The 13,117-nt window shown below is 60.0% G+C and carries 15 protein-coding genes; 5 read left to right on the forward strand and 10 right to left on the reverse strand.

Features of this window, described 5'->3' with window-relative positions; translation table 11 throughout:
• Nucleotides 1–33: 33 nt before the first annotated feature.
• Both ACYZTX_RS10035 and ACYZTX_RS10040 read left to right on the forward strand, forming a co-directional pair.
• Complete coding sequence (locus tag ACYZTX_RS10035; RefSeq protein WP_462033931.1) at nt 34–1,806, forward strand: FimV/HubP family polar landmark protein; 1,773 nt, start codon at nt 34–36, stop codon at nt 1,804–1,806.
• Between the two features lie 35 nt (nt 1,807–1,841).
• Nucleotides 1,842–2,129: an Rdx family protein gene (locus tag ACYZTX_RS10040; protein WP_462033932.1), complete on the forward strand. Its 288-nt coding sequence runs from the start codon at nt 1,842–1,844 to the stop codon at nt 2,127–2,129.
• Here the strand turns inward: ACYZTX_RS10040 and ACYZTX_RS10045 are convergent.
• Both ACYZTX_RS10045 and ACYZTX_RS10050 read right to left on the reverse strand, forming a co-directional pair.
• On the reverse strand, nt 2,123–3,016 hold the full coding sequence (locus tag ACYZTX_RS10045; protein ID WP_462033933.1) for a DMT family transporter: 894 nt from the start codon (nt 3,014–3,016) through the stop codon (nt 2,123–2,125). The genes ACYZTX_RS10040 and ACYZTX_RS10045 overlap by 7 nt on opposite strands.
• A 32-nt stretch (nt 3,017–3,048) precedes the next feature.
• On the reverse strand, nt 3,049–3,852 hold the full coding sequence (locus ACYZTX_RS10050; RefSeq protein WP_462033934.1) for a helix-turn-helix transcriptional regulator: 804 nt from the start codon (nt 3,850–3,852) through the stop codon (nt 3,049–3,051).
• A 135-nt stretch (nt 3,853–3,987) separates the two neighbouring features.
• Here ACYZTX_RS10050 and ACYZTX_RS10055 point away from each other — a divergent pair, with 135 nt between their 5' ends.
• Nucleotides 3,988–4,803, forward strand: a complete 816-nt coding sequence (locus ACYZTX_RS10055; RefSeq protein WP_462033935.1) for a UDP-2,3-diacylglucosamine diphosphatase — start codon at nt 3,988–3,990, stop codon at nt 4,801–4,803.
• Between the two features lie 92 nt (nt 4,804–4,895).
• Here the strand turns inward: ACYZTX_RS10055 and ACYZTX_RS10060 are convergent, their stop codons facing one another.
• Complete coding sequence (locus ACYZTX_RS10060; protein ID WP_462033936.1) at nt 4,896–5,486, reverse strand: HD domain-containing protein; 591 nt, start codon at nt 5,484–5,486, stop codon at nt 4,896–4,898.
• Nucleotides 5,487–5,529: 43 nt separating this feature from the next.
• The gene (locus ACYZTX_RS10065) at nt 5,530–5,841 is read right to left on the reverse strand and encodes an Mpo1-like protein (RefSeq protein WP_008156143.1); all 312 of its coding nucleotides are present in this window, start codon (nt 5,839–5,841) and stop codon (nt 5,530–5,532) included.
• A gap of 160 nt (nt 5,842–6,001) precedes the next feature.
• Between ACYZTX_RS10065 and ACYZTX_RS10070 the strand changes: the two genes are divergently transcribed.
• Complete coding sequence (locus ACYZTX_RS10070) at nt 6,002–7,063, forward strand: AraC family transcriptional regulator (RefSeq protein ID WP_462033937.1); 1,062 nt, start codon at nt 6,002–6,004, stop codon at nt 7,061–7,063.
• On the opposite strand, the gene ACYZTX_RS10075 is transcribed toward ACYZTX_RS10070, so the two are convergent.
• A complete protein-coding gene (locus tag ACYZTX_RS10075; RefSeq protein WP_462033938.1) occupies nt 7,020–8,474 on the reverse strand; it encodes a TrkH family potassium uptake protein in 1,455 nt (484 codons plus the stop codon). The genes ACYZTX_RS10070 and ACYZTX_RS10075 overlap by 44 nt on opposite strands.
• Nucleotides 8,475–8,596: 122 nt before the next feature.
• On the opposite strand from ACYZTX_RS10075, the gene ACYZTX_RS10080 reads away from it, so the two are divergent.
• Complete coding sequence (locus tag ACYZTX_RS10080) at nt 8,597–9,163, forward strand: NAD(P)H nitroreductase (RefSeq protein WP_462033939.1); 567 nt, start codon at nt 8,597–8,599, stop codon at nt 9,161–9,163.
• A 113-nt stretch (nt 9,164–9,276) separates the two neighbouring features.
• Here the strand turns inward: ACYZTX_RS10080 and ACYZTX_RS10085 are convergent, their stop codons facing one another.
• The 5 genes from ACYZTX_RS10085 to ACYZTX_RS10105 form a co-directional block, all read right to left on the reverse strand.
• Nucleotides 9,277–10,617, reverse strand: coding sequence for a sensor histidine kinase (locus ACYZTX_RS10085; RefSeq protein ID WP_462033940.1), 1,341 nt, complete (start codon nt 10,615–10,617; stop codon nt 9,277–9,279).
• Nucleotides 10,618–10,684: 67 nt separating this feature from the next.
• Nucleotides 10,685–11,131, reverse strand: coding sequence for a Spy/CpxP family protein refolding chaperone (locus ACYZTX_RS10090; protein WP_462033941.1), 447 nt, complete (start codon nt 11,129–11,131; stop codon nt 10,685–10,687).
• A 318-nt stretch (nt 11,132–11,449) separates the two neighbouring features.
• On the reverse strand, nt 11,450–12,127 hold the full coding sequence (locus ACYZTX_RS10095) for a response regulator transcription factor (protein ID WP_462033942.1): 678 nt from the start codon (nt 12,125–12,127) through the stop codon (nt 11,450–11,452).
• Between the two features lie 7 nt (nt 12,128–12,134).
• Nucleotides 12,135–12,548: a translation initiation factor 2 gene (locus ACYZTX_RS10100; RefSeq protein ID WP_462033943.1), complete on the reverse strand. Its 414-nt coding sequence runs from the start codon at nt 12,546–12,548 to the stop codon at nt 12,135–12,137.
• 269 nt (nt 12,549–12,817) lie between these two features.
• Nucleotides 12,818–13,117, reverse strand: a complete 300-nt coding sequence (locus ACYZTX_RS10105) for a YciI family protein (protein WP_008156126.1) — start codon at nt 13,115–13,117, stop codon at nt 12,818–12,820.

Below are 13,117 nucleotides of genomic sequence, written 5' to 3' on the forward strand. Positions count from 1 at the left end.
TACAAGATGGTTATGGTTATCTAAGGGATGCTCATGCTCGAGAGTTGGCACGTGGTTTTGCGGTGTTGTGCCAGGCTGCTTCTGGCCGGTGGTGCTGTCACTTACTCGGCATTGGCGCCCGCGTTGGGCTTGGGTGACATCACCCTGCATTCGGCGTTGAATCAGCCGTTGCGCGCCGACATCGCCCTGGTGGATGCCGCAGGTCTGGAGGAGGGTGAACTGTCGGTCAGCCTGGCGACGGCGGAGGAGTTCAGTCGCGCCGGCGTTGATCGGGTGTTCTTCCTCAACAATCTGAAATTCACACCGGTCTTGCGCGGCAACCGCAGCCTGATCCGGGTGAGCTCCAACAAGCCAGTCAATGAACCCTTCCTGAATTTCCTCGTGCAACTCAATCAGCCCAACGGGCGGGTGCTGCGCGAGTACACGGTGCTGATCGATCCGCCGGGTTCACCGGGGATTGTTCCCGTCACTGACGAACCGGTTACCGACGTTCAGACCTCTGGATTCCCGACGGTTGAGCCGGCCGTTGCACAGCTACCTGCGGCGAAGGGCAAAAAGCCGCCAGTCCCTCGCGTGGATCAACCTCCTGCCACGCCTGTGAGTGATCCGGTTGCCGAACAACTGGCGGCCAGCGTGCTGCAAAACCAGCAGCTGCAAGCAACCATCGATGCGTTGAATGCGAAGCTTCAGGCTCAGGACGAGCAGGTCGCCGGCCAGAAAAAACAAGTGACTGAACTGCAAACCCAATTGGCGGAAATCAAACAAGCGTCGGTGGAGCCGGTTGCCCCCGTCGTTGTGGCTCCGGCGCCGACCATTGTTGAAGAGCCTGAGGCCAGTCATTGGCTGCTGATTATCGGGTTGCTGGCGCTGATGGCTTTGGTTTTGCTGGGGCTGTTCGTTCGGCGCCAACGACAACAGGTTCAGGCAGTGCCCGACGCTTTACCTGTTTTGCCGTCACGGCATGAGCCGGTGCTCAGTCGCGCTGCAGAACCGGTCGTGCAACCAGCAACCGAATCGATTGAAGAGACGCCCGCAGGGGATGTGCTCGAAGGGGTGGGTATCTATCTGGCCTATGGCCGTTTTTCCGAAGCGGCCGGTTTGTTGCGGGAGGCGCTGATCAAGGAGCCACAACGCACGGATCTGGCTGTGCAGTTGTTGGAAGTCTTGGGTAAACAGGGTGACGTCCCCGCCTACGAAGTACAGGAAAACAATCTGCTTGACGCCGGATACGACCTGCAAAAACTTCAGAATATTCGCGCCCGACACCCGAAATTGAACAGTGCGATACCGTTGGCCGCCGCCGCGACAATCACTCCCCCCACGCCTTCGATACCTGAACCAGCGCCCAACGATGAGTTTCAGTTGAACCTGGATGACCTGTCGATGGATTCGAGTTGGGACCTGATCAGCCCTTTTGAACACTCGCCGTCCGACGCGAAGCCATCGAGCGAACCCGCGCCGGTCGAGCCGCCGCTCATCTCGAACCTGCACGTCTTGCCCGAGGTCTTTGAAATGCCTGACGACTCGACGCTGGATGAGCCCGAACTTGAATGGGTCGCCGAGCCTGACTCGCAATCTCTGGATGACACCTTTCTCAACGAGTTCAGCGATTCTGGCCAGTCGCTGGAGCTGGAGCCGCTGAACCTGGAACCGGCCGAGGCGAGCAGTGCCGGCAAACTGGAACAAGCCCAGACCTGCATCGATGACGGCGATCTGGACAGCGCCATCGAACTGCTCAACGAGTTGCTCAAGGAAGATAACGAGCCGCTTAAGCAGACAGCCCGGAACCTGCTCGCCGGGCTATGATAGCGGCGACCTCTGGCTCAGGAGTTTCGCCGATCATGACTGCACGCAAACCGGAAATCATCATCACCTATTGCACGCAATGCCAGTGGCTGTTGCGTGCTGCCTGGCTGGCCCAGGAACTGCTCAGCACCTTTGGTGACGACCTCGGCAAAGTGTCGCTGGTGCCCGGCACCGGTGGGGTGTTTCACATTTTCTGTGACGATGTGCAGATATGGGAGCGCAAGACTGATGGCGGATTTCCGGAGGCCAAAGTGCTGAAGCAGCGGGTCCGCGATCAAATTGATCCGGACCGCGACCTGGGGCACAACGACCGCACTCAGTGAGAGGCGGCTTCTGCCGCAACGGTCTTCTTGCTTGAGCCGCCCGAGAGTCGGCTGGAGACCACGATCGCCACGATGATCAACGCGCCACCGAGCAGCATGCGCAGTGTCGGGTTTTCATCAAACAGCAGCCAGGCCACGGTGATGCCGTAAACCGGCTCCAGGGCGAAAACCACCGCCGCGGTCCGCGCCTTGATCACTGCCAGGCTGGCGACAAACAGGCTGTGAGCGACGCCGGTGCAGAACACCCCGAGCAGACCGATCCACAGCCAGTCGATGGCGCGCACTTCGCTCAACTGCGGTGCCGCCACCGGTAGCAGGCACAACGCGACCACCACGTTCTGACACAGCGCAGCCTGAACCGCCGGGATTCGCCCGGAGCTGGCGCGGTTGGTCAGCGATAGCAGAGAGAACAGCAAACCTGAACCCACCGCCCACAGCAGACCCATGGTGGCGCCGCTGGCCAGATCGAAATCAGGGGTGACCAGCACCAGCCCGACACTGACCAGCACCACCAGCAGGATTTCGTTGGCGCGAATTCGCTCGCGGAAGATCAACCCTTCAAGGATCACGGTAAACGCCGGGAAGCTGGCAAAACCCAGGGTCGCGATTGCCACGCCTGCGACCTTCACCGCAATGAAAAAACTCACCCAGTGCCCGGCCAGCAGCAAACCGCTGAGCAACAGTCGGCGCCAGTCCACCGCCTCGAGTTTCTGCCAGCGAGTAGTGCTGGCGAACCGCGCAAAAACCGCTAACGCCAGCACAGCGAACGCGGCACGCCCAAAAACGATTATGGCGGGGGAGGCAGCAGCCAGTTTGCCGAACACACCGGTCAGGCCGAACATCAGTGCGCCGATATGCAGGGCGCCAAGGGCGGTACGGGGAGTCATTGCAATCCTTGATAAGCGTATAGAACCAGGCCCTACATTGAACCGCGCAACTTCCCGCTGTGTCTGTCGCCAGACTCGCGTTGTTTGTCGCCAACCTCGCGCCGCATTTTGCCGGGAGAGGCACCGAACTCCCGCAACACCGCGGCCGCAAAGGCACTCTGCGAACTGTAGCCGACCCGACTGGCAATCTCGCCGATCGGCAGCGCCGAATCCCGCAACAAGCCCACGGCCATGTGCAATCGTCTACTGCGGATGTAATCCATCGGCGTCTGCCCGCATTCCGCAACGAACCGCGCATGCAACCGAGCGCTGGACAGACCGGCGATGCGCGCCAGATCGGCGACTTGAAGTGGGTAGGCTGCGTACTGATCGATGTGCGCATTCAGCGCCGCATAAGGCAGGCGCCGCCCGCCGACCTCGGGTTTGGCGTTGTTGAGGCTGGCCAGCAGCAACACCGCGCCTTGTTGCGCGATCAATGGATCGCTGACCTGACTGCCCGCCAACCAACTGACCAATTGGCTTTGCCCGGCATCCAGCGGCAGGCGACCGGCGTTGTCGAGCAAACGACGACTGGCCTCGGCGTGATCACCAAGGGACTGAGATACCCATTGGTCGCTGGGCACATCCAGCACCAGGCAACGGCTGCCATTGGCGCTACCGCAGGCGTGATGGAAACCGGACGGCACCACCACGAAACTCTGCTGAACCACCTGACTGCCACGCCCGTCGACCTCGAAATCCAGCGCGCCCGACAGCCCGAACACCAACTGCGCGTGGTCGTGGCTGTGGACGATCAGGTCATGAGTGTATTGGCGTAGCGTGAGGATCGGTCTCATCGCAGGTCTCCAGGGCTTGGCTGCAGTCTACACCGAGGGCAATCGTGGGGCGCTGTCACAGGACTGACTCGCCACTGTCATGGGCAATTAACCCGACCGGCGCAAAGTTGCAAAAACTTTTGCAGAGGGTTGCCCATGACCAGCGCCGAGCTCGCCAAACCCAGTCGTAAGCAACGTGTACGGACGTTGTGGATTTCCGACGTGCATCTGGGCACCCGGGATTGCCAGGCCGAACACTTGGCGAAGTTTCTCAAGGGCTACCACGCGGACAAGATCTACCTGGTCGGCGACATCATCGATGGCTGGAAGCTGCGCGGCGGCATGTACTGGCCCCAGGCGCACACGAATGTGATCCGCCGCTTGCTGACCATGAGCAAGCGCGGCACCGAGGTGATCTACGTCACCGGCAACCACGACGAATTCCTGCGCCGCTATTCGAAGCTGATTCTGGGCAACATTCAGTTGGTGGATGAAGCCGTGCACGTGACCGCCGATGGCCGCCATCTGCTGGTCATTCATGGTGACCAGTTCGACGTGATCACGCGATATCACCGCTGGCTGGCCTTTCTCGGTGACTCGGCCTACGAATTCACCCTGACCCTCAACCGCTGGCTCAACCATTGGCGCGCACGCTATGGCTACGGTTACTGGTCGCTGTCTGCCTACCTCAAGCACAAGGTCAAAACCGCGGTCAGCTTCATCAGCGATTTCGAAGAAGCGATTGCTCACGAATGCGTCAAACGCGAGTTGCACGGCGTAGTGTGCGGGCACATTCACCATGCCGAGATTCGCAAGGTCGGCGGGGTGGATTACCTTAATTGCGGGGATTGGGTGGAGTCGTGCACAGCGCTGATCGAGCATTGGGACGGATCAATCGAGTTGTATCGATTGGCGGATGCCCAGGCGCGGGAGGTTGAGTTGAAGGCATTGAAAGTCGCAGAGCCTGCATAACAGCAAAATCAAAAGATCGCAGCCTTCGGCAGCTCCTACAGGGGGATCGCATTCTCAATGTAGGAGCTGCCGAAGGCTGCGATCTTTTGATCTTAAGCTGGCGCGTGCTCTTCCATCGCAGCCTTGTAGATGGAGTTCTTCGGCTGCGCAAACACCCGTTCCATCATCGGCTCAAAGAAACTCAGCGGCAGCGTGTCATACGCGGGATCAAACGCCGCTGCGTCATATTTGGCACAGAACTCAATGGTCGCCTGATACTGCGGATGACCGCTGAATTGCTCGCGCAGATGCCGGTCCATGCCCAAATGATGGAAGAAGTAGTACCCCTGGAAAATCCCGTGCTGCTCGACCATCCACAGGTTCTCGGCGCTGACGAACGGCTTGAGGATCGCTGCGGCGATGTCCGGGTGGTTGTAGGAACCCAGGGTGTCGCCAATGTCGTGAAGCAGCGCGCAGACCACGTATTCTTCATCGCGGTCATCGCGCCAGGCACGGCTGGCGGTTTGCAGGGAATGGGTCAGACGATCCACCGGGAAACCGCCAAAATCACCCTCCAGTAATTTCAGGTGCGCCACAATCCGTGTCGGCAATTGTCGCGCGTAGGCACTGAAGTCTGCGGCGATAATCGCCCAGTCTTCCTGCGTGCCGTCCTGCATATGGGTGAAACGGGCGTTGGCATTCATCGGCTGATCTCTCTTTGCTGATCTCTCTAAATAGCGGCTGCGCCTAGAACGGCACGCGACCCAGAATCATGTCTCGGTACATGACGAAATCGCCGAGCAGGCTGTAAAACGGATGTTGAAAGGTCGCAGGACGATTCTTCTCGAAGAAGAAATGGCCCGCCCAGGCGAAGCTGTAACCCGCCAGCGGAAGAGCCCACAACAGCAGCCAGGCGCCCTTGCCGATGGTCAGGGCCAGAATGAAAATAACCAGAGTCGTGCCGATAAAGTGCAATCGTCGGCAGGTACTGTTGCTGTGTTCGCTGAGGTAATACGGGTAAAACTCAGCGAAGCTGTTGAAACGTTTGATGTTTTCCACGACTGCGATCTCTGTGGTTATTGTTCTGACTGCAAGTTGTTCTGCGGGTAGCCTATTTGAGTCTAGAGTGATCATTGGCATCAGCCAGTGACAATAGGCGCCACTTTAGTATCCTTCGGAAATTGGCCGTAGCATGCGGCTCATCATGTAAGTGGACGACATGAGCGAACGAACGACTTCTGCAAGCTGGGCGATGGGGATTGTCAAAGCACTGGAGATGGACGGCCTGGATTGCCGGGTTCTGTTCAAACAGCTGGGGCTCGACTACGCGGCGCTGGATGATCCGGATGCTCGCTTCCCGCAAGATTCCATGACACGACTGTGGCAGCGCGCGGTCGAGCTGTCCGGCAACCCGGCGATTGGCCTGAACATGGGCAAGGTGGTGCGACCGGCTTCCTTTCATGTGGCAGGCTACGCCTTGATGTCCAGCCAGACCCTGGCCGAAGGCTTTCAACGGCTGGTGCGCTATCAGCGGATCATTGCCGAAAGTGCCGACCTGAGTTTCCGATTGCTGGATGAGGGTTATGCGCTGATTCTGACGGTCCACGGCGACCACCTGCCACCGACCCGGCAGAGCGCCGAAGCGTCACTGGCCTGTGCCCTGGCGCTGTGCGGCTGGTTGACCGGGCGCACTCTGCAACCGCGCAAGGTGTTGGTGCAGGGCGATCAGCCCGTCAATCTCGAACCCTATAAACAGGCCTTTCATGCGCCTTTGGTGTTCAACGCGCCTTATGACGCCTTGATCTTCGAGCGCGCTGACATGGAGGCACCGCTGCCGACCGCCAACGAGGCGATGGCGCTATTGCATGACCGGTTTGCCGGTGAATACCTGGCGCGGTTTTCCGAGAGTCGCGTAACGCACAAGGCGCGACAGGTGCTGTGCCGATTGCTGCCCCAGGGCGAACCCAAGCGCGATACCGTGGCGCAGACGCTGCACCTGTCGCAACGCACTTTGCAGCGACGCTTGCAGGAAGAAGGCACGAGTTTTCAGACGTTGCTCGACGACACCCGGCGTGAACTGGCCGAGCAATACCTGGCGCAGCCGACCATGACCCTGCTGGAAATTGCCTACCTGCTGGGGTTCGCCGATCCGAGCAACTTCTTCCGTGCGTTCCGCCGCTGGTTCGATGCCACCCCCGGCGAGTACCGGATGCGGCTGATGGAAGCGCCTGCTCCTGTCAGTGACGCCAGAACGCCGGAATACACAGAACAAACACCGTAATGATCTCGAGTCGGCCCAGCAGCATGCCGACCGACAGAATCCACTTCGCGGCGTCCGGCAGGGTGGCAAAGTTGCCCGCCGGGCCAATCGTCTCGCCCAGTCCCGGACCGACACCGGACACCGTGGCGGCCGCGCCGGTAAGGGCAGTCATCCAGTCCACGCCGAGCAGCGACAGCAGCAGCGCGATCACACAGATGGTGATGGCGAAGAAGAACGAAAAGGTCAGAATCGAACGCACGATCTCTTCGTCGAGACGGTGACCGTTGTACTTCTGTTTGATCACCGCGCGCGGGTGAATCAATTGGTTAAGGTTGGCCTTGAGCAGAATGTAGGCGACCTGGAAGCGGAAAATCTTGATCCCGCCAGCGGTCGAGCCCGAACAGCCGCCGACAAAACCCAGATAGAAGAACAGCATCAGCGAGAAATTGCCCCAGAGGCTGTAGTCCCCCAGCGCGAAGCCTGTAGTCGTGACCACCGAGGTCACGTTCAGCGCCACATGCCGCAGGGCTTCCAGCCAATGCAGCTGGGTGGTCCACCAATACCAGGTGCCGAGCACCAGCCAGGTCACCAGCAGCATTCCAAGCAAACCCTGAACCTGCTGATCCTTGATAAGGGCCCTGCGGTTACCGCGCAAGGTCGCTACGTACAGGGTGAACGGCAGGGCACCAAGAATCATGATGACGATCGCCACCCAATGCACCGCCGGCTGCGTCCACTTGGCCAGAGACTGGTCGGACGTTGAGAAACCGCCAGTGGAAATCGCTGACATCGCGTGGTTGATCGCATCGAACGGGCTCATCCCGGCCCACCAGAATGCCAGGCTACCGAAAATGGTGATGCCGACGTAGGCCGCAACGATCAAACGCGCCACCATGTGCGAGCGGGGCATGACTTTTTCGGAACGGTCCGACGACTCGGTCTGAAACAGCCGCATGCCACCGATGCGCAGCAGTGGCAGAATCGCTACCGCCATACCGATAAAGCCGATGCCGCCGATCCAGTGCAACAACGAGCGCCACATCAGGATGCCGGGGGACATGGTGTCCAGGCCCGTGAGTACCGTCGCCCCGGTAGCGGTGATGCCGGACATGCTTTCGAAGAACGAGTCGGTGTAGCTGATGCGCTGGGTCAGCAGGAACGGCAGCGCAGCGAAGATGCACACCACCACCCAACTGCTGACAGTCAGCAGGTACATGTCCCTGGGCCGCAGGTGTACGTGTTCGGGGCGACCGGGGATGACCAGCGCGAGGCCGGCGACAAAGGTAATCATGCTCGCCCAGAGGAACGACGGCAGGTCGCCGGTGCGGTCGAAAATCACCAGCGTGGCCATGGGCACGACCATGGCAATGGCCAGCGTGATCAGGAAGAGGCCGATGATGAAACCAATAGTGCGTAAGGTCGGCAACGCCATGAAGTCCGCTCGGGCTGAAATTAGGGAAGGGCGCCATTCTACCTGCGGGGCAGGGCATGTAAACCGGCACCGCCTGCGCAGTTGCAGCTAGAATAGCCAAACATTTTTTCAGGAGGTGGCCGATGCAGGCTCTCGACGCTTTGCTCAACCGTGTTTCCGTTCCACGACTGCTCGACCCGGCACCGACCGCGGAACAACGCGAAGTGCTGTTTGCCGCCGCGATGCGAGCGCCAGACCATGGTCACCTGCAGCCTTGGCGCTTCCTGACAATCGAAGGCGCGGCACGTGAGCAAATGGGCGAGTTGCTGGCCGAAGCAGCGAAGCTGCAAGACAGTGAGGTGTCCGAGACCGCGCTGGACAAGGCGCGTAATGGCCCGCTGCGTGCGCCGCTGGTGGTTGTGGTGATCGCGCGGTTGCAGGATCACGTCAAATATCCGAAGTCCGAACAACTGCTGGCAGCGGGTTGCGCGGCTCACGGGATTTTGCTGGCGGCTTATGCGCAAGGAATTGGCGCGGTGTGGCGCACGGGTGAGCTTGCATATTCGGCGCAAGTGGCCAAGGGGTTGGGGCTGGCGGAAGGGGAAGAGGTGATTGCGTTTCTTTATCTGGGTACGCCGCAGAAGGAACCGCGCGTGGCGGAGAAGGTAGACCTCACTGAATTCGTCAGCACCTGGCCCGGTAAAGCCTGAAGATCAAAAGATCGCAGCCTCGTTTCACTCGACAGCTCCTACAGGGAAATGTGTACACCTGTAGGAGCTGTCGAGTGAAACGAGGCTGCGATCTTTTTGCATCACCACTGCACTTACGGCTGCACCACCGCCCCAGGCACCACCGGTAATTCAAGGCTGGCGACAAACCCGCCATCGGGGTGATTAGCCAGCACCAGACTCCCGCCATGCCGTTCCGCCGCACGGCGCGCAATCGCCAATCCCAAGCCATGTCCAGCCGCCGTCTGCCCCGGCGCCCGATAAAACGGCTCACCCAACTGGCTCAAATGTGTAGCCTCTACACCCGGCCCATGGTCACGCACACTGACCACAATCCGCTCACCCTGACGCACCGCCTGCATTTCAATCGATTGCCCCACCGGGTTGAACCGCTGGGCATTGCGCAGCAAGTTGTCCACGGCGCGCTCGATCATCGTCGGCCAGCCCTTTAGGTTCAGCTGTGGCTCGGCTTCAAGGCGCACGTTCTGCTCGGGCGAACCCAATTGAGCATCCTTTTGCAGGGTGTTGAGCAGCGCATTGAGGTCAACCTCTTCGGCGCTGGCGTTGTCGGCATCGACCCGTGCCAGTACCAGGATTTCGCTGATCAGCGCTTCCAGTCTGTCGCACTCACGCGTAAGGCGCGGCCAGAGTTTTTCTCGTTCTTCAGGGTTGGCCCGTTCGGCCAGTGCCAGCGCAATGCGCAGCCGGGCTAGGGGGGAACGCAATTCGTGGGACACATCCCGCAGCAACTGCCGCTGACTGCCGATCAAACTTTGCAGGCGCGCGCCCATGCGGTTGAAGTCGTTGGCCAGCACGCCGAACTCGTCGCGCCGGTTGGCCAGTTTTACCAGGCTGTTCTGTTGGTAAGTGGTTTGTCCGAGGTCATGCACCGCGCCGCGCAAACGGTTGAGTGGGCGAGTAATGGACAACGTCACGAACAGGCTGAACAAGGTCAGCACCACAAGCGCGATACCCAGCGCACTCAACGGCCACAGCAGGCTTTCGCGGTGCCACGCGTCCAGTTCCGGGTGGCGAATGCGGTAGATCAGCAGGTAGGTGTCGCCGGTTTTCGCGCTGGTGTATTCATCGGTCAGACGACGCCATGGCAGGCGACGGTCGTCGTTGTTCTGCCGCGCTTCGAAGGCCGCCGCGCGGCGTGGGAAGGTGCCGTGCACCACCGGATCACCGCTCTCGTTGAGCACTTGAACGTCGATGTGATACTGGCGCTTGCGCTGTTCCAGAATGTCCTGGGCCGCTTCTTCGCCCCGTGATTCGTAGGTTTGCGTCCACTGTTCGGCGAGGGTGTTGAGGCCCGGGTGGCGACTGAGAATCCACGCGTCCTGGTTGAGCATGTGCCCGAGCAGAATGGAGAGCCCTGCAACCAGAGCGATGGCCAGCCAGAAGCTGGCCAGGATACGCCAGAACAATGAGCGCACAGAAAATCCTCAAACAAAGAAAGCCCAACGGCAATTAACCGTTGGGCTGTGGCATGACGCTAGAACACTATTGCGCCTTTTGCGGCTGTTGCGCTTTCCAGGCCTTGAACTCGGCCCACTCGGCGCGACGCTCAGCCTTTTTCTTCTGGATCTCGTCGAATTGCTTCTGTTGATCCGGTTTCAGCAAGGCACGCACGTCGGTTTCAGCTTTCTTGTGGTTGGCCGCCATTTCATCTTTCATCGCTTTCTGGTCGGCTGGCGAAAGTTTTTCCAGGTACTTGTCGACCACTTGCTTACGCTCATGCATCTGCTCGCCCATGATCTTGCGAATCTGTTCGCGTTGTTCGCGGCTCAGGTCCAGCTGGCTGTACGGGCCTTTGCCGTGCATGCCGTGCATCTGACCGCCATGGCGCGAGCCGTCCATCGGACCCATAGAGCCGGCGCCTTCAGGCATGGCCATGGCAACGGTTGGCAGGGCGGCGGCGAACATCAGAGCGATAAGAGTCTTGCGCATGGTGAATCTCCTTGTCTCGTTCCCGGTACGTTCCGGATGAGTACAGATTACGGAGATCAAGGTCAGCGGCGGTCAGCGGAACGTAAAGCTTGGGTAAAGACGAGTTCTGGCCAACCTGACAAATCCACGTCCCTGACGAAACACGACTGTTGTAGCAGCTGTCGAGCCCCAGCGAGGCTGCGTTCGGCGGCGTAGCCGTCGTGAAATCAGGCGATGGGGTTTTTCAGGTAAATCGCGTTCTCAGGTTTTACGACTGCTGCGCAGCCGAACGCAGCCTCGCTGGGGCTCGACAGCTGCTACAAGGGACCGCGTTCGTATTCAAAGGCTGTAGTAATAGCCACGGCTGCGCAGGGCCACGATGCGCGGGCGGCCGTCGGGGTGCGGGCCCATCTTTTTGCGCAGGTTGCTGACGTGCATGTCCAGGCTGCGGTCGTACAGCGTCAGCTTGCGGCCGAGGGCGATTTGCGCCAGTTCCTGTTTGTCCAGCGGCTCGCCGGGTTGCTTGAGCAGGGCTTCGAGCAAACGGCTTTCGGAAACGGTGAGGGTGTATTCCTGTTCATCGATGCTGACGACGCCACGCACCGGGCTGAAACACAGGTCGCCAAGTTCCATCTGGCTGGACACTGCCGCCGGATGACTGCGACGCAACACGGCGCGCAGGCGAGCTGTCAGTTCCCGTGGATCGCACGGTTTGGCCAGGTAATCGTCGGCGCCGAGTTCCAGGCCGAGGATGCGGTCCAGCGGCTCGCCGCGGGCCGAGAGCATCAGCACCGGCAATTCCGGGTGATCGCTGCGCAATTGCTTGAGCAGTTCGAGGCCGCTGCCGTCTGGCAGCATCACGTCCAGCACGACGGCAGCCGGGGAGGTTTCGGCCAGCGCACGGCGTGCACTTTGACCATCGTGGCAGGCACGGACCTGGAAGCCTTCCTGGCTCAGCCAACTGCTCAGGAGCTCACACAGCTCCTGGTCATCATCAATTAATAACAGCTCGCTCATGACTCACTCAATTTAGCCATTGCCTACGTTTTCTGGTGGCACCACTGGCGAAGATACCGCAGAGCAGCGCCAATAGCGCTACTCCGGCCCCGATGACGAACCACTGCTGCTGATCAGTCAGCCATCGCGGCAACGGGCTGCTGGCCTGGGCTTCCTTGAGTTGCAGCTTCAGGCGCTGGTTCTCCTGGCGCAACCGGCTCAGTTGAACGCTTTCGCGTTCGCCATCGACATTCTGCAGTTGTTTGCTCAGTTCTTCTCGTTGCTGCTCGCTTGCTTTCAAGCGTTGCTGCAAATCGGTGATCTGGCTGCCGGCGCTCAAGGAAAGCGGTGTCGAACTACCGCCTGCAGCGGCTTCTTCACCGTGGGCGGGGGCCACGATCGACAACGTCACCAACATCAGACACAACGAACCCTTGCGCATCGCGACTCCTGATTCCAATACGAGTATTGGGCAGGTTGTCGGCCGGTAAACAAGAATAATGAGCGTTGAGCGCGCGATGAACCGATAAGGTTCATCGCGCCAGGGGATTAGTGTCTTGTCTCACAAGTACGTTCCTCTTTTTGGCGAGTGGCTGTTGTTGTCAGGCAAGGCGCCGCGACGAGTCATAGCCCGCTATGGCGAGGAGCGGCAACGCAGCATGACGGCAACAGACACCGTCAAAAAAGGAACAGTACTTGCGAGACAAGACACTATGGCAGGACTTGCTTGAACGGCTTGACCGAAACGTTGGCGTAGACACCTGCGGCGATATACGGATCAGCATCGGCCCAGGCCTGGGCGGCGCTCAGGGAATCGAATTCGGCGACGATCAGGCTGCCGGTGAAACCCGCAGCACCCGGATCATTGCTGTCGACCGCCGGGTGTGGGCCGGCCAAAACGATGCGACCTTCGCCTTTGAGCACTTGCAGGCGCTCAAGGTGTGCAGGCCGTGCGGCCAGGCGGGCTTCCAGGGAGTTGGCGACGTCTGTGGCAATGATTGCGTAAAGCAT

The organism is Pseudomonas sp. MDT1-17 (genome assembly GCF_054898105.1).

What these genes read in the sequence shown, in the direction of transcription:
- ACYZTX_RS10035 (WP_462033931.1), top strand. Translation starts at nt 34, where the DNA reads ATGCTCGAGAGTTGGCACGTGGTTTTGCGGTGTTGTGCCAGGCTGCTT.
- ACYZTX_RS10040 (WP_462033932.1), top strand. Translation starts at nt 1,842, where the DNA reads ATGACTGCACGCAAACCGGAAATCATCATCACCTATTGCACGCAATGC.
- ACYZTX_RS10045 (WP_462033933.1), bottom strand. Translation starts at nt 3,016, where the DNA reads ATGACTCCCCGTACCGCCCTTGGCGCCCTGCATATCGGCGCACTGATG.
- ACYZTX_RS10050 (WP_462033934.1), bottom strand. Translation starts at nt 3,852, where the DNA reads ATGAGACCGATCCTCACGCTACGCCAATACACTCATGACCTGATCGTC.
- ACYZTX_RS10055 (WP_462033935.1), top strand. Translation starts at nt 3,988, where the DNA reads ATGACCAGCGCCGAGCTCGCCAAACCCAGTCGTAAGCAACGTGTACGG.
- ACYZTX_RS10060 (WP_462033936.1), bottom strand. Translation starts at nt 5,486, where the DNA reads ATGAATGCCAACGCCCGTTTCACCCATATGCAGGACGGCACGCAGGAA.
- ACYZTX_RS10070 (WP_462033937.1), top strand. Translation starts at nt 6,002, where the DNA reads ATGAGCGAACGAACGACTTCTGCAAGCTGGGCGATGGGGATTGTCAAA.
- ACYZTX_RS10075 (WP_462033938.1), bottom strand. Translation starts at nt 8,474, where the DNA reads ATGGCGTTGCCGACCTTACGCACTATTGGTTTCATCATCGGCCTCTTC.
- ACYZTX_RS10080 (WP_462033939.1), top strand. Translation starts at nt 8,597, where the DNA reads ATGCAGGCTCTCGACGCTTTGCTCAACCGTGTTTCCGTTCCACGACTG.
- ACYZTX_RS10090 (WP_462033941.1), bottom strand. Translation starts at nt 11,131, where the DNA reads ATGCGCAAGACTCTTATCGCTCTGATGTTCGCCGCCGCCCTGCCAACC.
- ACYZTX_RS10095 (WP_462033942.1), bottom strand. Translation starts at nt 12,127, where the DNA reads ATGAGCGAGCTGTTATTAATTGATGATGACCAGGAGCTGTGTGAGCTC.
- ACYZTX_RS10100 (WP_462033943.1), bottom strand. Translation starts at nt 12,548, where the DNA reads ATGCGCAAGGGTTCGTTGTGTCTGATGTTGGTGACGTTGTCGATCGTG.
- ACYZTX_RS10105 (WP_008156126.1), bottom strand. Translation starts at nt 13,117, where the DNA reads ATGCTTTACGCAATCATTGCCACAGACGTCGCCAACTCCCTGGAAGCC.